The organism is Ruegeria sp. SAZD011, from assembly GCF_059612545.1.
Map to the genome: position 1 here is coordinate 46,841 of NZ_JBXWQU010000013.1, position 17,136 is coordinate 63,976.

Consider the following 17,136-nt stretch of genomic DNA (forward strand, 5'->3'; position numbering starts at 1 on the left):
CTCAGGCCCCCATTGTGGCGACGAGGACCGCCTTAATCGTGTGCATCCGGTTTTCTGCCTGATCGAAAACGACTGACGCTGCGCTTTCAAACACCTCTTCGGTCACTTCCATGGAATCGATCCCGAATTTTTGAAACGTCGCTTCGCCGACTTCGGTATCCCTATTGTGGAATGCGGGCAGGCAGTGGAGGAATTTGGCGTAGGGATTTTTCGTCTTTTCCATGACCTCGGTTGTCACGCGGTAAGGCGACAGCAGAGCGATCCGTTCCTCCCAGACCTCGTCAGGTTCGCCCATGGAGACCCAGACATCGGTATAAACGAAATCGGCCCGCTCCAATCCTTCGGCATGCTTCTCGGTCAGCGTGATCCGCGCACCCGTGGTCTCGGCGATGGTGCGACATTGCGCGACAAGGTCATCGTCGGGCCAGCAGCTTTGGGGACCACAAAGGCGGATATCCATGCCGATCAGGGCGGCGCCAACCATCAAGCTTGAGCCCATGTTGTTGCCTGCATCCCCCATGAAGCAAAAGGCGATATCAGACAGGTGCTTGTGCGTGAACTCGCGCATGGTCATCAGGTCGGCGAGGATCTGTGTCGGGTGAAAATCATCTGTCAGCCCGTTGAACACCGGCACGCCGGAGAACTCCGCCAGCACCTCGGCATCCTTTTGGCCAAAGCCGCGATATTCGATGCCATCGTAGAACCGGCCCAGAACCCGCGCGGTGTCCTTCATGGTTTCCTTGTGGCCGATATGGCTGCCGGATGGTCCCAGATAGGTGACATGCGCGCCTTGATCGTAGGCCGCCACCTCGAACCCGCTGCGGGTGCGCGTGCTGTCCTTCTCGAAAATGAGGGCGATGTTCTTACCTTGAAGCATTTGCTGTTCATATCCGCCTGCTTTCGCCATCTTGAGGCTGGCGGCGAGTTGCAACAGGTGCCGGATCTCCTCCGGAGTGAAATCGAGCAGCTTGATAAAACTGCGTCCGTGCAGGTTCTGTGGCATTGGATGTTCCTCAAATGGGGTCGCGGATCAGCGGACAGGTCATGCAATGTGACCCGCCGCGCCCGCGCCCAAGCTCTGATCCGGGGATGGTTATGACCTCGACACCCGCCTTGCGCAGAAGGGTGTTTGAATAGACGTTGCGTTCGTACCCGACGACGACGCCAGGCTCGAGGCAGACCACGTTGTTGGCGTCGTCCCATTGTTCGCGGGCGGATTCGTAAGCATTGCCGCCCGTGGGCACGGTACGCAGTTTCTTGAGGCCAAGGGCGTCGGCCACGACCGCCAGAAACGGTTTCGTTTCGGCCTCCACGACGACGTCCTCGCCCTTGCCGGGGCGCAGGCTGTAGCAACGGATGGCATCGGTCACCTCGGCAAAGACCGTGACCAGATCGCGGTCGCAGAAGGTAAAGACCGTATCGAGGTGCATGGACCCGCGCGCACGGGGAAACTGACAGGCAATGACACGTGTCGCACCGCCACCGGCAAACAATCCACGGGCAATCTGGCCGACGGCCTGTGGTGTCGTGCGCTCCCCCATGCCGATCAGAACGGTGCCGTTTCCGATGGGCATGACATCCCCGCCTTCGACCGTTGCCGGTCCATGATCGGCCATCGGGTCGCCCCACCAGACGGGAAAGCCCGCGTCCTTGAAGTTGGGATGAAAGCGATAAATGGCGGCGAGGTTCAGCGTCTCCAGCCGCCGCGCGGGCCAGTGCATCGGGTTGAGTGTAACGCCGCCATAGATCCAGCATGTCGTATCGCGGGTGAAGATGTGGTTGGGCAGCGGCGCCAGGATAAAATCCGCGGGCTCCAGCATGGGGGCCAGCACACCCTTTTCCGGGATCGGCAGTTCGGCCCTGCTCATGCCGCCGATCAGGATGGTCGACAGTAGATCGGCGTCGACCTCCATCAGGTGGGCCATGAGGTCATCGGCCAGACCGACGCCGACGGTGTTGTCGCTGATCCGCGCATCGAGCAGCCATTTGCGGGCGTCCATGTCTTTCAGCGTTTCCATGAGCAATTGGCGCAGGAACACGACCTCGACGCCGCGATTGCGCATCGCATCGACGAAGGTCATGTGCTCGATCCGCGCCTGCTTCACCCAGATCACATCATCGAACAGCAGTTCGGTGCAGTTGGCGGGCGTCAGCCGGGCCATCGCGGCGCCGGGCTTGTGAACGAGGACACGGCGCAGCTTGCCCGCCTCGGAATGGACACCGTAGGTGATGCTCATGTCGGTGTTCCTTGCAAAAGAACGCCAAGGCTGAGGGCAGCCATGACGATGATCGTGAGACCCAGAAGCACCGGCCAGACGAAGCGCAGCCAGCGCTCATAGGGCACCCGCCCGATGGCGAGCCCGCCCATGACCACCGCGGAGGTGGGTGTGACCAGATTGACCACGCCTTCTGCCGACTGGAACGCTGTCACCACGAGGCTGCGAGATACCCCCGCAAAGTCGCCGACGGGGGCAAGGATCGGCATGGACAGGACGGCAAGGCCGGAGGTGGAGGGCACGAAGAAGGACAGGACGACCTGGATCCAGTACATCACGTTGATGAACACGACCTCATTGAGGCCCGCGACGGTGCCTTCGGCCCAGTGAAGGATCGTGTCTGTTATGTGGCCCGCGTCCATGATCACGACGATGCCACGCGCCAACCCGATGATCAGCGCCACGCCCAAAAGGTCGCGCGCACCGCCAACGAAGGCGTCGACAAGCCCTTTCTCTCCTAACCGTCCTATGATCCCTATGGCGATACCGGCGAACAGGAACAGCCCACTCATTTCGGCCATCCACCAGCCGCCCAGCGAGACTCCCCAGATCATCACCGCGAAGGTCGCGCCGAAAAGTAGCAGGACGATCTTGTGCAGTCCGGTAAAGTCGCTGAGTCCGGCCTCGGCCGTGCTGCGGAAATGCGCCTCGTTCTCGGCCTTTCTGTCAAAGACCAGCGACCGGGACGGGTCGGCCTTGACACGTGCGGCATAGCGCATGACGTAAGTGACGGCCGCAGCGAAAGTGAGCGCAAGCAGGACCAGCCTCAGCGTCAGCCCGTCGGTGAAGGGCACTCCGGCGGCGTCCGACGCGATCACGGTCGAAAAGGCGTTCACGGTCGAGCCGAGCACGCCCACCCCGGCACCCAGCAGGATCGCCGCCACGGCGGTCAGCGCGTCATAGCCCGCCGCGATCATCACCGGCGTCAGGATGACGTAGAAGGCCAGAGTTTCCTCGGCCATTCCATAGGTTGAGCCGCCCGCCGCAAAGAGCGCCATGAGGATCGGGATCATCCATTTTTCCCGCCCTTCGAGCCGCACCATTGCGCGCTTGATGCCCGCATCGATGGCCCCAGTTGCCGTGACCACTCCGATGAACCCGCCGATCATCAGAACGAACAGCGCCACGTCGATGGCATTGGCAGAATAGCTTCCCGGATCGTAGAAGCCTGCGATGGGAGCGAGTATGACGTCGAAAAAGCCTTGCGGATTGGCGTCGGTGGGCGCGTAGGTTCCCGCCACCGGAACATCCTTGCCAAGGGCCTCGGACGCAGCGCGCTCATACTGACCGGCTGGGATCACCCACGTCAGCCCTGCGATGATCACGATCAGCGCGAAAAGAATGGTATAGGCTGAGGGGAAGTGGAAACGGGGGCTGCGTTCGGCAGATGTCGTTTTGGTGGGTGGCATAATGAGGTCCTTTCCCTGTCCGGTTTTTGAAAAGAACCGGCGGCCACCCTCATCTTGATCCAGGATCGCAGATCGCGGACTGACCGAGGTTAGGCTGCGCGCATCACAGAGGCCATGGATCGGAACGCGAACCGCGCCGATGCATGGCCTGAACCTTGCCGCCCTAAGGAACCCGCGCCAGACAACTCTCGCGATCAACTCAGCGGGGTCTGCTGATGCGCCAGCCGCAGCCACTTGCCGTCGTCGTTCAGGTAGGTCGAGGTGCAGAGTGCCTCGTAGATCGGTTCGTCGCTCCGTTCGGCAGAGACACGATAGGCCAATACGGCAATGTTGTTCTGGCATGAGAGATAACGCTCGCTCATTTCGACCGAACGCCACCTTTGGGCGACGTCTTTTTCTCTCCAGAGCGCATCGCCCTGAAGAATGCCGGCAGGATAGGGCAAGACGAAGACAGCGCCCTTTCCGGTCGCGTGACGCGCACTCTCGGCACCTTGTGTCCAGAAGCGTTCTTCCAGATCCCAGAGGGTGTCATCTGCAGTCATTCAAGGCTCCTTTCAAGATTGGCGGTTGTGCTGGGTGATGGCTGTTTCGCGCAGGGGTTCATCTCACTGGCCTTGTGCAAGCATGGCGACCCAGCCAACGAACAGGGCTGCAGCAATGATCCAGTAGAATGGGGATCCCTGCGGTGGCAGTGCAAGCTTGGCCGAAGTGCCGTCCTGGGGTGAAATTGCGGTCGTCGCCCGCCTCGGCAGCAGGGCAAGAAGGCCCGAGACAATCCTGCTCCGATCCGGAACAGGGGTCGGTACGTCATGGAAACGTGTCATCAGCGCCTCCAACCTTTGCCTTGCCGCCGCTGCGGGCAATCTGGAAAGCTCCGAGGCTTCGCTCCAGGGATCAACGCCGAGCCAGGCGAGCATCGATAGAACGGTGACGCTGCTTCCGCGTCGATCTTCACCCAAGGGTGCGTGCAGAAACGGCTCGAATTGCGGGTCTTGTCCAAGTTGCATCGCAGCGTGTGCCATTGCAGGATCCTTGCTGGCGCCGTTTGCATGGGCCGGATTGGCCGATGTCATGACGCCGGTCGAACCAAAGCGGGCGGGTGCCACACCTTGGTTAACGACCAACATGACGCAAACCGCGCCAGCTTGTGCTGACCCAGATCAATAGGAGCCTATGTTAGCCCCGTAGCGCTCACCTTGCGCCGCGCGCGGACGCCGTGCCGGTCCCCAGTTCGATGATTTCGGCTGTGATCGCTTCCTGTCGTACCTGGCGCAGAGTCGCCTCGAATTCGCCCAGCTCGCGCGTGATCTGGCTGCCCGCGGCGGACATGGCCTCCATTCTTGCCTCGTTCTCTGCGGCAAAGGCATGAAGCGCCGCCTTGCACACCAGGGCATGGAGATAGTCCCCGCTGAGACTATTGATCAGGGCGTCGGTGGGCAGCTGGGTCAGCGGACGTGTCGTTCCAGGCGGCGGCAGGGCCGACAGATCGACCGGCAACAGAACCTGCCGGAGGACTTGAGGTCGCCCGGACGCCCATCCGACATGGATCATATCCATACGCTCAAAACGACCCTCGCCCAGGGCGCGGTAGATCGCCTTGGCAATCTGATCGGCCAGTCTCGGGATGCCAGGCGTGTGCGAGGACATCGGCGCGGACCAGACCGGATGGAGACCGCGCGCGGCAGCGATCGACAGACCACGGGTGCCGATCAGAAACAGGCTGGTGGCCGGCAGGTCGTCTTGGATGCTGTCCAGAACGCGTTCGCTGAAGGCACCGGCGAAGCCCTGTTCGGCGCAGAACACCAAAAGACCGATGCGACCGTCGGTTCGGCCGCGAGAGGTCTCGGCCGGTGACGTAGGACCTGCGGGTCCTAGCGCGTTGGATATGGCGGCGGCAATTGTTGCGGCATAGCTGTCGACGGCCTCCAGCTCGGCACGGGCGGTGTGGGCGCGCGCCGCGGCGATGCCCTTCATCGCGTTCACCACGGCCCCTAACTGGCGGATGCCGTCGATCCGAGCGCTGACATCGGCCAACCGTTCGGTCATGTCGCGGGTTCCGTATCGCCAAGCTGCATCGCAAGGCGGGTCATCGCGGCCATCAGGGCGGCCCGCGCCGTCTCATTCAGTTCCCCGGTCTCTGAAATGGCACGCAGGGCATCGCCGGCATCCTGATCAAGATTTTCCGGCAGTTTGTCCCGAAAGGTGGCAACAGCATCGAGCGATAGGGGGTCCAGTAGCCCTGACTGCACGGCGAGCAGGAGCGCCACCTCATCGGCCAGGCGAAGGGGTGCATTCTGCGGCTGACGCAGGATCGCGCGGATCTTTTTCCCGCGCCTGAGTTGATCGCGCACGCGACCTTCGGGCATGCCGCCGAACCGGGTGAAGACCTCGAGTTCCAGAAACTGCGCATAGTCGAGCCGTAGCGTGCCGGCCGCCTCGCGCAGCACAGGCGCTTGGGTCTTGCCGCCCACACGGCTGACGCTCAGTCCCACGTCCACAGCCGGTTTCTGCCCCTGATGGAACAGAGCCGCATCCAGCACGATCTGTCCGTCCGTGATCGAGATCAGGTTGGTCGGGATATAGGCCGACAGGTTCCCCGCATCGGTTTCTGCGATCGGCAATGCGGTCAAGGATCCGCCACCACGCGCCTTGGACAGCTTGGCAGCCCGTTCTAGTAGGCGGGCATGTATGTAGAACACGTCCCCCGGATAGGCCTCGCGCCCCGGAGATTGCCGGGTCAGAAGGGCGATCTCGCGGTGGGTGGCGGCGTGTTTGGACAGATCGTCGATCACCACGAGAGCGTGACCGCCCTGGTCGCGGAAATACTCCGCCATCGTGATGCCCGCATACGGTGCTATCCATTGCAGCCCCGGCGCCGAGGCGGAGCCCGCGACAATCACGATGCAGCGCGCGAAGTTCCCATGCGCCTGCAGCGCGTCGATGGCGCGGCGTACGCTGGATGTCTTTTGCCCCACCGCGACATAGACGCAGATCATGTCGCTGTCGCGCTGCGCGATCATCGTGTCGGTGGCCAGTGTCGTCTTTCCGGTGGAATGGTCGCCGACGATCAACTCGCGCTGGCCCCGGCCAAGCGCGAACAGTGTGTCCATCACGAGTATCCCGGTTTGCACCGGCTGGGTCACGAGATCTCGTTCGATGATCGACGGCGCCGGGCGCTCGATCGGCCACCGCTCTTCGGCCTCAATTGCCCCCTTTCCGTCCAGCGGGCGGCCGAGCGGGTCGACGATGCGCCCGAGCAGCGCCTCTCCGACAGGCACGCTTACCACTTCGCCGGTGCCGAAAACGGCATCGCCCGCCTCGACCTTGGTCGCGGCGTCAACGAACACGCAGCCAATCAGATCGGGGTCCAGAACCCGGGCGAACCCGAACTGGCCGCCCTCGAACCGCAGAACCTCGTCCAACCGCACGTCGCGCAAGCCCGAGATCATCGCCACACCGTCCCCGATCTCCTCGACACGGCCCCTGTGTTCGGGTCGCGGACCCAGTGCCGCGCGACGCACTGCGCCTTGCGCCGAGGCGAACCAGTCTGGCGCGTCAGGCGGCATTCTCGACCTCCTTCAGGATATTCTCCAGATCGGCCCGCCAGCTGTTGTGAAGCACGAAATGCCCGCTGCGGAGTTCCAGTCCGGCGATCAGGTCGGGATCGGTGACAAGACGAACGCTGGGCGTGCCGTCCAACGCATCCTTTACCGCTTGTTCGATCTTGGCCCTTTCCGCGTCCTCCGGGTTTGTCGCGGTGATGATCTCGATGTCGTCTGCCGAGGCTATCAGCGCCGTTCGGTCGGAGGCGGACATGCCCGCGATCGCCTCGACAAGTTGCGCAAGGAACGTCGCCTGAACCGCAGGCGTGTTGAACCGGCCCAGAAGCCGGGCTGCAATCTCGACCGACAATTCGGCGCCCCTCGTTGCGTTCTCTTTCCGCGCTGTGTTTCTGTCGCGGTCAATGGCGGTGCGCGCGGCAGCGATCATGGCGTCCGCCTTGGTTTGAGCATCCTTCAGCGCGGCTTTCGCTACTGTGTCTGCTGTCGCTTTGGCCTCAGCAAGTATGGCCTCGCGTTCGGCCGCGATGCCTGCGCGAGTCTCAGCGACCTCTGCAAGCGCAGCATCGGCCTTCGCTTGTGCTGTCTTGCCTTCCTCCAGCATGGCCTGCGCCGCGTCCTGTCGCCGGGTGATGGCCCCGGCTATCGGCCGCCAGAACACGCGGCTGAGCAGCCAGACGAGGATCAGGACGTTGATGGCCTGAAGACCCAGTCCCCACCAATCGAAGGTCATGCGCTCATGCCAGTAGCGGGTTGGCGAAGAGCAGCAGGAGCGCAATCACCAGACAATAGATTGCCGTCGTCTCGATCATCGCAAGCCCGACGAACAGCGTGCGCGAAATCGTATTTGCGGCATCGGGCTGACGGGCGATGGCATCCATCGCCGCGGCAACGGCGCGACCCTCTGCAAGGGCGGGGCCGATAGCGCCAAAGGCAACCGCAAAGGCCGCACAGAAGATACTGGCAAGCGGAGCATAGTCCATCATGAATCCTTTTTCGTTGTGGAAAGGGCAAGGTCGATATTTGGTTGAGTTCGCGCGCCGTCCTCGACCGCAGAGGTAATGAACACCATCGCCAACACCGCGAAGATGTAGGCCTGCACCAGCCCGGTCAGCAGATCGAGCGCCATCAATGGGATCGGTACCAGCAGGCCAGCCAATGAGGCGACGATGCCGATGACGAAGACACCGCTCATTACATTGCCGAACAGCCGGACGAACATGGAAAAGACCCGCGTCAGGCTTTGCAGGATGTTCAGCGGGATCATCACCGGATTGGGCGCGGCGAAAGTTTTCAGCCAGCCGCCAACACCGCCCGCGCGTATGCCGAACCAGATTACGGACAGGAACACCAGAACGGCGAGGGCGGCATCGGTTTCAAGCTTTGCGGTTGGAGGGTCGATCCCTGGCACAAGCGAGGACCAATTCGCCACGAGGATGAACACAAAGAGCGTGCCGATGAACCCGCGATAGGGGGCGGGTGCCGCGCCCGTTGTCTCGGTGATCTGGGTATCGAGCGTAGCGACCATCAGCTCCAGCGCTGCCTGACGCCGGGTTGGTCTGAGGTCAAGCCGCCGGGTCAAGAGGAACGCCCCGATCACCAGTATCGCCATGATCGCCCATGTCGTGACAATGGCTTGCGTGATCTGAACCGGTCCGATCTGGAACAGGACGGTAGAGTCGAGGGGAGAGTTCATGTTTGGATATCCCCCATCCTGCGGAGCATGATCCACTTTGCGCAGAGGACCCCTGCAAGGGCCGCCAACAGGGCAAGGCCGCCTGCCAGCACAGCGATGAAGAACCCAGTGGCCAGAAGCGAGATGCGTGCGAGGGTCAGGACGATCGCCCTGAGCGGTTTGCCTCCGCCCACGATCAGGTTGGCAGTCTCGCGAAGCGCACGGAAATAGCCCCATCCGATGAAGAGCCCACCCAGAAAGCAGATCGGAAGAAGGACGATTAGCGGGAGAGTGGAGGGATCGGTCATCGTGCGTTCATCCATTTCCAAGCGGTCCAGCCGCCTATGCAAAGCCCGAGCAGCATCATCGGGGCGCTCCAGAAAATGCCCGTCTCAAATTGCGCATCGAGCCAGCGTCCGAAGAACAGGCCCGCCAGAGTCGGCACCACGAAAATCCAGCCCAGCACGCCGATCTGCGCCAAACGTCGACCGACGGACATGTTACCTTCGCGCAACCACTGCTCGCGCCGGCTGCGATGCTTGCGGATTTCCTCGATCAGAGGATCGGTTTCTGGGGGCTCAGATGGGTCTTCGGTCACCGGAACTTTCCCGTGTCTGCGCCCCGGCGCAACCCGCTGATCATCTGGCGGATGGCGTTCATCTGCAGTCGCATCGTCTCGACATGTTCGACCCGTTCTTCGTCGGCGTCGGTCTGAAACCGGGTCAGAACCTCCGCGTCCAGCGTGGCCAGATCGTCGCCCGCCACGGCCTCGCGGGTGGCGATCGCGACACTGCTACCGGCAGTCACGGTCAGCACCCCGCCGCGCAATGCGCAGAACCGCTCGAGACCGGCGGTCTTCCAACTGAGGATGGAAACCGCGAGCGCGGTCAGGAATGGGGCGTGGCCGGGCCGAATGCCGAAGCTTCCGCTGGCGTCCTGAGCCCGCAAGCTTTCGGCATCCTCGTCCACAACGACGGACAGGGGGGTCACGATGCGCAATCTCATGCCGCTTCCTCGGCGTCGGCGGCGTCCGAGGCATTTGCAGCGGCCTCTTTGTTTCTTGCGTCCTCCAGCGTGCCGACCATGTAGAGCGAGCTTTCGGACCACGCGTCGGCTTCGCCGTCCAGAATGGCGCGGCATCCCGAGAGGGTCTCGGTGAGGGGCACGCTGGCGCCCGGCGTACCAGTAAAGGCCTCGGTCACCATGAAGGGTTGGGTCAGGAACCGCTGCAACCGCCTTGCGCGTTTGACGATCAAGCGGTCGGCGGTGCCCAGTTCCTCGACTCCCAGCAGCGAAATGATGTCGGTAAGCTCGCGGAACCTTGCCAGCGCCTGCCGGACCGCCTCGGCGGTCTGGTAATGCGCGTCACCGACAACCAGCGGATCGAGCAGCATCGATGACGAGCCCAGCGGATCAATCGCCGGATAAAACCCCTCGGACGCCTGGGCGCGGGACAACATGATGACGCAATCCATGTGCCCGGAAATCGTGGTCACAGCGGGGTCCGTGAAATCGTCGGCAGGCACATAGACCGCCTGAATGGCGGTCACGGCAGAGCCTGCCACAGAGGCAATACGCTCTTGCAGGCCCGCCACTTCGGTCGCAAGCGTCGGCTGGTAGCCCACGCGCGAGGGAAGGCGGCCCAAAAGGCTCGATACCTCGGCCCCGGCCTGAACAAAGCGGAATACGTTATCCATTAGAAGAAGGACGTTCTTGTGCTTCTGGTCGCGGAAGTATTCCGAAATCGTCAAGGCTGTCAGCGGAGCCCGCCAGCGCGCTCCGGGTGGCTCGTTCATTTGGCCGTAGACCAGCACGGTGCGCTCCAGCACGCCCGAGTCCTGCATTTCAGTCAGTAGCTCATGCCCTTCGCGTGATCTCTCACCGACGCCCGCGAAGACCGAGATACCTTCGTATTTCTCGACCATGGCGCTGATCAGTTCCATCACCAAAACGGTCTTGCCCACGCCTGCGCCGCCGAACATCGCGGCCTTGCCGCCCTGAGCCATCGGCGTCAGCAGGTCGATCACCTTGATCCCCGTCTCGAACACATCGGTGGCGCCAGTCTGGGATTTCAGAAGCGGTGGCAGGGCGTGGATCGACCGTCGCGGTGTATCGTCAGGAAGGGCAGGCCCGTCGTCCTGCACGTTGCCCACGACATCCAGAAGCCTTCCAAGAACGGCTTCGCCCACGGGCACGGTAACCGACCCGCCGCTGGAATGAACCAAAACGCCACGGGCAAGGCCCGCGGTGGATTGGAACGCCACCGCGCGTATTGTCTTTTGATCGAGGTGGCTGTGGACTTCGAGAGTAAGGACGGTCGGGCGGTCCCATTTCACGACCAGGGCAGAATTGATCGGTGGCAGCTCGGCCCCGGCAAAGACAACATCTACAACCGCCCCTCTGACGGCATGCACAACACCGTCGAGAGGCAAGCCGCAATCATCCACCTGTGCGCCGTTCCCGACCCGGGTAGTGTCCATGTTCGGTGTCTGATCTGAGCTTTTGGGTGTCAAACGGGGCCTCTTAGTTTGCCTGTCGCGGGCAGCCAGTCAGAAAACAACAGCCTGCGGGGAACACTTGAAAGCAGCATAGAATTTTCAGCGACGGTGGGCGCTGATCTGCATCAATGCGACCACCACGGTCGTTTGCCACACAGGGCGTAAGAAAAGTGCGCGACATCCAGTTCCGAGTGGCCCGCGCGGACGACCTGGCTGGAAGGAAATAGCAGCGGCTTCGTGCCGGCACCCTTCATCGGTGCGCCGGACAAGGGCTTGGGTCCGATCGTGGCGGCGCCTGGCGCCTACGTTCACCAAACCTGATCCCACGCCCGCTTTTGGCGGTGGTAGGCCGCAGTAAGTGCACGCGTCATTGGGCCATGAAACGAAGCGGCGCGATTCATGACGCCCGGGGTGAGGACGCTCGACCAAAGGCCGATTTCCGCCAACCGCACCGCAGTGAAGATAAACGGAGCACGCTGCTAACGCCGATCAGTGCGGTGAAGATTTATCTGCGGCACACACGTTCGTGTCGTCTAGCCAGACGATGAAATGAACGGAGAGGCGTCATGATCGGTTATGTTGCGAATATAGAGGAACTGACGGAAGAAAACACCGACTTTCGGCGTGTTCTTTATTCAGGAACAAAGCTGCAACTGGTTCTGATGTCACTCGAGCCGGGGACTGAAATCGGTGGCGAGATACACGCTGACACGGACCAGTTCTTTCGCATCGAAGACGGCAAAGGACGTGTCGTGATCGATGGCACGCCGCACAAGGTTGGCCCCGGCGATGGTGTGGTTGTGCCCGCAGGTGCGCATCACAACGTGATCTGCACGGGCCATGAGGCGCTCAAGCTTTATACCCTTTACGGTCCACCGCATCACGAGGACCAACTGGTTCAAAAGACCAAGGCCGAGGCGGATGCATCCGACGAGGCTTTCTCGGGAGAAGCCACCGAGCAGACGGCAGAGGTGGTCCGGGTATCGGCCCAAACATGATGCGCGATGCATTCAGGCCGCTCTCGGACAGAAGGTCAGGCGGCACAATACCCCACTCCCCAACAAACAAAGGAAATCAAAATGTCACTTGATAGCAAGACGAACCCTCAAGCTACCGCCGCAACTGATATCGAAGCAGTAACCCATCAATTGGCCGCCCTGCGAGAGGATTTGTCGCGGCTCACCGAGACTGTCAGCGGGATCGCGGGACGGCGCGGCAGCCGCATGGCCGCGGACATCGCGGAAGGCTTTGACGAAGCGAAACATTATGCAGCAAGCAAGGGCCGCTCTGCAGAGGCGCAACTGGAAACGTCCGTTGCGGCCCACCCTTTCATGACAATTGGCCTCGCCGCGGGCGCGGGTTTTTTGGTTGGCGCCCTGTCGCGGCGCTGATGGGTATTGTCGATGACATCGTGCACAGCATTGGCCGATACATCCGAAGGGAGGTGCGACCAATGCTATTGCCGGTCTTTCTTGCTCTGGCCGGGGGTCTGACCGCAGCCGCAGGAATGGCGTTCCTGACGGCCTGGGCGTATCTCACGCTCAGTATTGCGGTAGGGCAAGGTCCGGCGTCCCTCTTGATCGGCCTCGGATTAACAATTTTGGCTGCGGTCCTTCTGGTCTTCGCCAGAAACCGATTTGCGAAAAGGGCTCTGACCGACCCACCGGTCTCACAACCGGCGGCACCTGCAACCGGCGAAACCGGTTTAGCCTCTCAGGTTGCGTTCACGGCAGCATTTGTTCTGGCGCGATCCCTGGGCGAGGGCAGGCGGGACTGAAATTGGCCCGGTTCACCCAAGTTGGCGCGCTACGATTCAATCTGCGAAGCCTCTCCCAGAATTATCCATTTGCAGGAGACTGAGAATGACCATTGAGTTCAGTGACAAGACAGCCATCGTGACAGGTGCCGCCTCCGGCATCGGCGCCGCAATCGCGCAGGATCTGGCACGCTACGGGGCACGGGTCGTTCTGGCGGATATGGACGAGGCAGGGATGTCTGCCGTGGCCGAACAGATCAAGGTATCCGGTGGGAAGGCTTTCATCCACAAGACCGACACAAGCGTTGCCGCTGAGGTGGAGGCCCTTGTCGCGTTCGCAGTGGCGCAGACGGGTGGATTGCATCTTCTTGTCAACAATGCCGGTATCGGTGGCCCCGCGCATCCGGTTGGGGAATATCCTCTGGATGGTTGGCAGCAGGTCATCGACGTCAACCTGACCGGTGTGTTTCATGGCATGCGCTTTGGCCTTCCCGAAATGGTCAAGGCGGGCGGCGGCGCGATCGTCAATATGGCGTCTATCCTCGGGTCGGTCGGTTTTGCCACGGCCGGTGCCTATGTCGCCGCGAAACATGGGGTTGTTGGCCTGACAAAGGTTGCGGCCATCGAATACGCCAAGGCCGGGGTTCGGGTCAACGCGGTTGGTCCGGGCTTCATCGCGACGCCGCTTCTGGAAAAGAACCTCGACGCAGCGGCGCTGGACGGCATCGCCGCCCTGCACCCAATCGGGCGGCTGGGTGAGGCTGCGGAGGTGTCGACGATGACCTGTTTTCTGCTCTCGGATCAGGCCAGTTTCATCACCGGAAGCTACCACCTCGTCGACGGGGGCTATACCGCGCAGTAAACACCCGCTGCGTGGGCCTAACCGGTCACAACCCCATCACCCACGACGATCTGTCGCCGACAGAAACCGGCAATCTTTTCGTCATGGGTCGAGATCAGGAAGGTCGTGCCCTCCTCGCGGTTGATCTGTCCGATCAGGTCCATCACCTGGTTTGCCGAGTCTCGGTCGAGGTTCCCGGTCGGCTCGTCCGCCAGCACCAGTTCCGGACTGTTCATCAAGGCACGGGCAACTGCGACTCGTTGCTTTTGTCCGCCCGAAAGGTTGGCCGAGGGGAACTCGATGCGGTCGGCCAGCCCCATGCGGGACAGTAGATCGCGGCCACGTGCACGGGCGGCAGGCGTCTCGCGCCCTTCACGTACGGCCGTGGGGAAGATCACGTTTTCCAGCGCAGTGAAATCCGGCAGAAGGTTGTGAAACTGGAAAACGAAGCCGATGTGGGCATTGCGAAACTCGGTCAGGGCCCGGTCATCGGCGGAAATCATGTCCTCGCCCAGCATGACGTAGCTGCCCGATGTAGGCTTCATCAATGTGCCCAGTATCGTCAAGAGCGTGCTCTTGCCCGACCCCGACGGCCCCAGCAGCGCCGCCATCTCTCCGGTGTCGAGGCGCAAGGACAAGCCGCGCAGGACCCGTGTCGCGGCCTCTCCCGTCCCGTAGGTCTTGAACAGGTCGGTTACTTCCAGAAGCGCGCTCATTGGCCTATCGCCGTGACGGGATCCACGCGGGCGGCCGAACGTGCGGGCAGGATCGAGGCGAGGATCGCGCCGATGACGGTCAGCGTGATGGCCAGGCCATAGGATCCTTGCGTGATGTCCATTGGCAGGGTGCCGGGCTCGAAGGCATCGCGCGAGGGGAAGGGCAAGAGTGCAAGGTATCCCAGCGCCGCGCCCATGATGCCCCCCATCAGCCCGATCAGCGCGCCCTGCGTGACGAAGACGAAGATGACGAACCCGCGCCCGGCCCCCATCGCGCGCATGATCCCGATCTCGGGGCGGCGGCGGTAGGTCGACAGCAAGAGCGCCGAGGCGACGCCGATCACGATGGTGATGAGCGCGAAGGTTTTGAGGAAATACCCGGTCTGCGCCTGTGCGTTCAGCGCCTCCATCAGTTGCTCCGCCCCGTCCGTCCAGGGCACCGCGTCAAGGCCCGTCAGGGCGCGGATCCGCAGGGCCGTGGCATCGGCCGCGTTCAGATCGTCCAGCTTGATCTCGATCCGCGTGACGCCTTGCGGCATGGCATAGAGTGTCCGGGCGGTCGACAGGCTGACGAAAGCCCGCGCGCTGTCCATGCTGCCATTACCGGTCTTGAAGATACCGCTGAGCGTCAGCGCCGCCGTGACACCGTTTGAGCTTTCCAGCCGCAGCGTCTGGCCGATCGACAGCGCCAGATCATCGGCCAGATCGCGACCCAGCACGATCAGGCCCGACCCAAGCCGCACATCCCCCTCGACCATGTAGCCCGCCAGATCGAGGATGGCGGATTCGCGACCCGGCTCCACACCGGTCACGCTGACTTGTGCGACCTGCGCCCCGCGCGTGACGAACCCCGCGCCGCTGATCTGCGGCGAGACGGCCCTGACCCCCGGAACCCCTTCGATCAGGGGCAGCCAGGTCGCGGCCTCGGACAGCGTCGCGGTGCGGGTGCGCCCCCGTTCGGCCACAACCAGCACATGGCCCTCGGGCGAGATCAGCACGGACGGGTCGTTGGTCTCGGCTTCGATTGTGATATGGCTGATGTCGCCCACGGTGCGCGACAAGATGAATTCGGCCAGCCCCCCGATCAGGGCCGACATGAAGATGAAGATGAACACGCCCACCGCCACGCCTGTGACCAACAGGGCCGTCTGGGCCTTGCTCGCCGTCAGATACCGGGTCGCAATCTTCAGGGCATAGAGCATCAGGGTTGATCCACCGCGAGCGTCTGCCCATCCGCGATGCCTGTGGCGTCCACGATCACCGCCTCGCCCGCCTCAAGGCCCCCGGTCACGATCAGGCGCGCGGCTGGCCAGTCCACCACCGTCACGGGCCGCAACTCCGCCACGTCGTCCGACACCACGAAAACCCCGTCGTCGTTCAGCAAGGCGGTGCGCGGCACGGTCAGCGCGGCCTCGCGCTGCTCGACGATGATATTCGTCGCCACGGTCAGGCCGATGGGGGCCGAAACCGGGCTGTCGAAGGCGATCTTGATGGCTAGGCCCCCGGTGGCCTCGTCCACGCGGTTCGACACGAAGCTGACGTGACCCTCGCGCGTAGTGGATTCCCCGGCCAGTTGCACGATGGCGGGCAGGTCGACCGCGATCTGTGTCGCATAGGCCTCGTCCACATCCGCTTCGACGACCAGTTCCGTGAGATCGGCCAAGGTCAGCAACCGTTCCGACGGGCCGACGATCTGCCCGGCCTCGGCGTCAAGCTCAAGGACGGTGCCCGCAACGGGCGCCCGGATCGTGTAGGTGCCAAACACGATCTGCGCCTGGTCGAGCAGCGCGGTCAGGCGCGCCACCTCCTGTGCTGCGGATCGCAGGGCGAAGGCATCCGCCTCCAGCACTGTCCTTGCGACGTTGTCGCCCAGCACGACAGCGCGATCATAGGCCTCCGACACTTGTTGCTGCGTCACGAGCGCAGCTTCGAGCGCGGCCATGGCCTGCCGGACGGCGGCGGTCTGCGCGCCCGCATCGAGCTGCGCGAGGACCTGGTCTGCCTCGACCATGTCGCCCTCTGCCACCGGAAGCGTCGCGAGGGTGCCGGAAACCACCGATCTGACATCGACGGACCGGACCGCCGCGATCCGGCCATTCACGGCAAGCACGCGCGTGACCGGGGCGAGGGTGGCGATCTCGACCGTGACAACGGTCGGCCGTGCCATCCAGACCTGCGACCAGACCAGGCCGCCAACTGCAAGGACCAGCAGGCCCGCAATCCCCCAAAGCCATCGGCGACGCCTTTTGACAGGCGCGGGCGCGACCGGGCGCAGGGCTGGCACGCGCGGCGCGGAAGCAGCCTCGTTTTCCGTTCCGGCGCGGGGGTTATCCCGTGTCTCCATGGTGTTTGCCGAGGCCAAGCTGGATCCTTTCCGAACGTCATTCCGCATGGGCGGAGTGATG

At 62.8% G+C, this 17,136-nt stretch carries 21 protein-coding genes; 4 read left to right on the forward strand and 17 right to left on the reverse strand.

Annotated elements, in window-relative coordinates; translation table 11 throughout:
• Position 1: 1 nt before the first annotated feature.
• From argF to atpD, 14 genes are all read right to left on the reverse strand, one after another.
• Entirely contained in the window at positions 2-1,003 is a 1,002-nt protein-coding gene (argF, locus tag AC2FLM_RS02825) for an ornithine carbamoyltransferase (protein ID WP_496855386.1), read from the reverse strand.
• A gap of 10 nt (positions 1,004-1,013) precedes the next feature.
• Complete coding sequence (locus AC2FLM_RS02830; RefSeq protein WP_496855387.1) at positions 1,014-2,237, reverse strand: arginine deiminase; 1,224 nt, start codon at positions 2,235-2,237, stop codon at positions 1,014-1,016.
• Complete coding sequence (locus tag AC2FLM_RS02835) at positions 2,234-3,685, reverse strand: YfcC family protein (RefSeq protein WP_496855388.1); 1,452 nt, start codon at positions 3,683-3,685, stop codon at positions 2,234-2,236. The genes AC2FLM_RS02830 and AC2FLM_RS02835 overlap by 4 nt, the downstream gene beginning before the upstream one ends.
• Positions 3,686-3,879: 194 nt before the next feature.
• The gene (locus AC2FLM_RS02840; protein WP_496855389.1) at positions 3,880-4,227 is read right to left on the reverse strand and encodes a hypothetical protein; all 348 of its coding nucleotides are present in this window, start codon (positions 4,225-4,227) and stop codon (positions 3,880-3,882) included.
• A 63-nt stretch (positions 4,228-4,290) separates the two neighbouring features.
• Positions 4,291-4,812 carry a hypothetical protein gene (locus AC2FLM_RS02845; protein WP_496855390.1) on the reverse strand — a complete coding sequence of 174 codons (522 nt, stop codon included), beginning with the start codon at positions 4,810-4,812 and terminating at the stop codon, positions 4,291-4,293.
• Between the two features lie 64 nt (positions 4,813-4,876).
• Positions 4,877-5,731, reverse strand: a complete 855-nt coding sequence (locus AC2FLM_RS02850) for a F0F1 ATP synthase subunit gamma (protein ID WP_496855392.1) — start codon at positions 5,729-5,731, stop codon at positions 4,877-4,879.
• Entirely contained in the window at positions 5,728-7,251 is a 1,524-nt protein-coding gene (locus AC2FLM_RS02855) for a F0F1 ATP synthase subunit alpha (RefSeq protein WP_496855394.1), read from the reverse strand. Before AC2FLM_RS02855 ends, AC2FLM_RS02850 begins: the two co-directional genes overlap by 4 nt.
• The gene (locus AC2FLM_RS02860) at positions 7,241-7,978 is read right to left on the reverse strand and encodes a F0F1 ATP synthase subunit delta (protein ID WP_496855396.1); all 738 of its coding nucleotides are present in this window, start codon (positions 7,976-7,978) and stop codon (positions 7,241-7,243) included. The genes AC2FLM_RS02855 and AC2FLM_RS02860 overlap by 11 nt, the downstream gene beginning before the upstream one ends.
• Positions 7,979-7,982: 4 nt before the next feature.
• Complete coding sequence (locus tag AC2FLM_RS02865) at positions 7,983-8,228, reverse strand: F0F1 ATP synthase subunit C (protein ID WP_213633090.1); 246 nt, start codon at positions 8,226-8,228, stop codon at positions 7,983-7,985.
• The gene (locus tag AC2FLM_RS02870) at positions 8,228-8,941 is read right to left on the reverse strand and encodes a F0F1 ATP synthase subunit A (protein WP_496855398.1); all 714 of its coding nucleotides are present in this window, start codon (positions 8,939-8,941) and stop codon (positions 8,228-8,230) included. The genes AC2FLM_RS02865 and AC2FLM_RS02870 overlap by 1 nt, the downstream gene beginning before the upstream one ends.
• Positions 8,938-9,243 (reverse strand): N-ATPase subunit AtpR, encoded by a 306-nt coding sequence (locus AC2FLM_RS02875; RefSeq protein WP_456039446.1) that lies wholly within the window; start codon positions 9,241-9,243, stop codon positions 8,938-8,940. The genes AC2FLM_RS02870 and AC2FLM_RS02875 overlap by 4 nt, the downstream gene beginning before the upstream one ends.
• Positions 9,225-9,518: an AtpZ/AtpI family protein gene (locus AC2FLM_RS02880; protein ID WP_496855400.1), complete on the reverse strand. Its 294-nt coding sequence runs from the start codon at positions 9,516-9,518 to the stop codon at positions 9,225-9,227. Before AC2FLM_RS02880 ends, AC2FLM_RS02875 begins: the two co-directional genes overlap by 19 nt.
• A complete protein-coding gene (locus AC2FLM_RS02885) occupies positions 9,515-9,925 on the reverse strand; it encodes a F0F1 ATP synthase subunit epsilon (protein ID WP_496855402.1) in 411 nt (136 codons plus the stop codon). The genes AC2FLM_RS02880 and AC2FLM_RS02885 overlap by 4 nt, the downstream gene beginning before the upstream one ends.
• Complete coding sequence (atpD, locus tag AC2FLM_RS02890) at positions 9,922-11,400, reverse strand: F0F1 ATP synthase subunit beta (protein WP_496855404.1); 1,479 nt, start codon at positions 11,398-11,400, stop codon at positions 9,922-9,924. Before atpD ends, AC2FLM_RS02885 begins: the two co-directional genes overlap by 4 nt.
• A gap of 584 nt (positions 11,401-11,984) precedes the next feature.
• Here atpD and AC2FLM_RS02895 point away from each other — a divergent pair.
• The 4 genes from AC2FLM_RS02895 (at position 11,985) to AC2FLM_RS02910 (ending at position 14,036) form a co-directional block, all read left to right on the forward strand.
• Positions 11,985-12,416, forward strand: coding sequence for a cupin domain-containing protein (locus tag AC2FLM_RS02895; protein WP_456039443.1), 432 nt, complete (start codon positions 11,985-11,987; stop codon positions 12,414-12,416).
• An 81-nt stretch (positions 12,417-12,497) separates the two neighbouring features.
• A complete protein-coding gene (locus tag AC2FLM_RS02900) occupies positions 12,498-12,809 on the forward strand; it encodes an ElaB/YgaM/YqjD family protein (RefSeq protein WP_496855406.1) in 312 nt (103 codons plus the stop codon).
• Between the two features lie 62 nt (positions 12,810-12,871).
• Positions 12,872-13,195 carry a hypothetical protein gene (locus AC2FLM_RS02905; RefSeq protein WP_496855408.1) on the forward strand — a complete coding sequence of 108 codons (324 nt, stop codon included), beginning with the start codon at positions 12,872-12,874 and terminating at the stop codon, positions 13,193-13,195.
• 85 nt (positions 13,196-13,280) lie between these two features.
• The gene (locus AC2FLM_RS02910; protein ID WP_496855410.1) at positions 13,281-14,036 is read left to right on the forward strand and encodes an SDR family NAD(P)-dependent oxidoreductase; all 756 of its coding nucleotides are present in this window, start codon (positions 13,281-13,283) and stop codon (positions 14,034-14,036) included.
• Between the two features lie 17 nt (positions 14,037-14,053).
• Here the strand turns inward: AC2FLM_RS02910 and AC2FLM_RS02915 are convergent, their stop codons facing one another.
• Genes AC2FLM_RS02915 through AC2FLM_RS02925 form a run of 3 tightly spaced genes read right to left on the reverse strand, consistent with a single transcriptional unit; the run spans position 14,054 to position 16,898 of the window.
• Complete coding sequence (locus AC2FLM_RS02915) at positions 14,054-14,731, reverse strand: ABC transporter ATP-binding protein (RefSeq protein ID WP_496855412.1); 678 nt, start codon at positions 14,729-14,731, stop codon at positions 14,054-14,056.
• Entirely contained in the window at positions 14,728-15,933 is a 1,206-nt protein-coding gene (locus AC2FLM_RS02920) for an ABC transporter permease (RefSeq protein WP_496855414.1), read from the reverse strand. Before AC2FLM_RS02920 ends, AC2FLM_RS02915 begins: the two co-directional genes overlap by 4 nt.
• Positions 15,933-16,898, reverse strand: coding sequence for an efflux RND transporter periplasmic adaptor subunit (locus tag AC2FLM_RS02925; RefSeq protein ID WP_496855416.1), 966 nt, complete (start codon positions 16,896-16,898; stop codon positions 15,933-15,935). The genes AC2FLM_RS02920 and AC2FLM_RS02925 overlap by 1 nt, the downstream gene beginning before the upstream one ends.
• Between the last annotated feature and the right edge of the window lie 238 nt (positions 16,899-17,136).

What these genes read in the sequence shown, in the direction of transcription:
- argF (WP_496855386.1), bottom strand. Translation starts at nt 1,003, where the DNA reads ATGCCACAGAACCTGCACGGACGCAGTTTTATCAAGCTGCTCGATTTC.
- AC2FLM_RS02830 (WP_496855387.1), bottom strand. Translation starts at nt 2,237, where the DNA reads ATGAGCATCACCTACGGTGTCCATTCCGAGGCGGGCAAGCTGCGCCGT.
- AC2FLM_RS02835 (WP_496855388.1), bottom strand. Translation starts at nt 3,685, where the DNA reads ATGCCACCCACCAAAACGACATCTGCCGAACGCAGCCCCCGTTTCCAC.
- AC2FLM_RS02840 (WP_496855389.1), bottom strand. Translation starts at nt 4,227, where the DNA reads ATGACTGCAGATGACACCCTCTGGGATCTGGAAGAACGCTTCTGGACA.
- AC2FLM_RS02845 (WP_496855390.1), bottom strand. Translation starts at nt 4,812, where the DNA reads ATGTTGGTCGTTAACCAAGGTGTGGCACCCGCCCGCTTTGGTTCGACC.
- AC2FLM_RS02850 (WP_496855392.1), bottom strand. Translation starts at nt 5,731, where the DNA reads ATGACCGAACGGTTGGCCGATGTCAGCGCTCGGATCGACGGCATCCGC.
- AC2FLM_RS02855 (WP_496855394.1), bottom strand. Translation starts at nt 7,251, where the DNA reads ATGCCGCCTGACGCGCCAGACTGGTTCGCCTCGGCGCAAGGCGCAGTG.
- AC2FLM_RS02860 (WP_496855396.1), bottom strand. Translation starts at nt 7,978, where the DNA reads ATGACCTTCGATTGGTGGGGACTGGGTCTTCAGGCCATCAACGTCCTG.
- AC2FLM_RS02865 (WP_213633090.1), bottom strand. Translation starts at nt 8,228, where the DNA reads ATGGACTATGCTCCGCTTGCCAGTATCTTCTGTGCGGCCTTTGCGGTT.
- AC2FLM_RS02870 (WP_496855398.1), bottom strand. Translation starts at nt 8,941, where the DNA reads ATGAACTCTCCCCTCGACTCTACCGTCCTGTTCCAGATCGGACCGGTT.
- AC2FLM_RS02875 (WP_456039446.1), bottom strand. Translation starts at nt 9,243, where the DNA reads ATGGATGAACGCACGATGACCGATCCCTCCACTCTCCCGCTAATCGTC.
- AC2FLM_RS02885 (WP_496855402.1), bottom strand. Translation starts at nt 9,925, where the DNA reads ATGAGATTGCGCATCGTGACCCCCCTGTCCGTCGTTGTGGACGAGGAT.
- atpD (WP_496855404.1), bottom strand. Translation starts at nt 11,400, where the DNA reads ATGGACACTACCCGGGTCGGGAACGGCGCACAGGTGGATGATTGCGGC.
- AC2FLM_RS02895 (WP_456039443.1), top strand. Translation starts at nt 11,985, where the DNA reads ATGATCGGTTATGTTGCGAATATAGAGGAACTGACGGAAGAAAACACC.
- AC2FLM_RS02900 (WP_496855406.1), top strand. Translation starts at nt 12,498, where the DNA reads ATGTCACTTGATAGCAAGACGAACCCTCAAGCTACCGCCGCAACTGAT.
- AC2FLM_RS02905 (WP_496855408.1), top strand. Translation starts at nt 12,872, where the DNA reads ATGCTATTGCCGGTCTTTCTTGCTCTGGCCGGGGGTCTGACCGCAGCC.
- AC2FLM_RS02910 (WP_496855410.1), top strand. Translation starts at nt 13,281, where the DNA reads ATGACCATTGAGTTCAGTGACAAGACAGCCATCGTGACAGGTGCCGCC.
- AC2FLM_RS02915 (WP_496855412.1), bottom strand. Translation starts at nt 14,731, where the DNA reads ATGAGCGCGCTTCTGGAAGTAACCGACCTGTTCAAGACCTACGGGACG.
- AC2FLM_RS02920 (WP_496855414.1), bottom strand. Translation starts at nt 15,933, where the DNA reads ATGCTCTATGCCCTGAAGATTGCGACCCGGTATCTGACGGCGAGCAAG.
- AC2FLM_RS02925 (WP_496855416.1), bottom strand. Translation starts at nt 16,898, where the DNA reads ATGGCACGGCCGACCGTTGTCACGGTCGAGATCGCCACCCTCGCCCCG.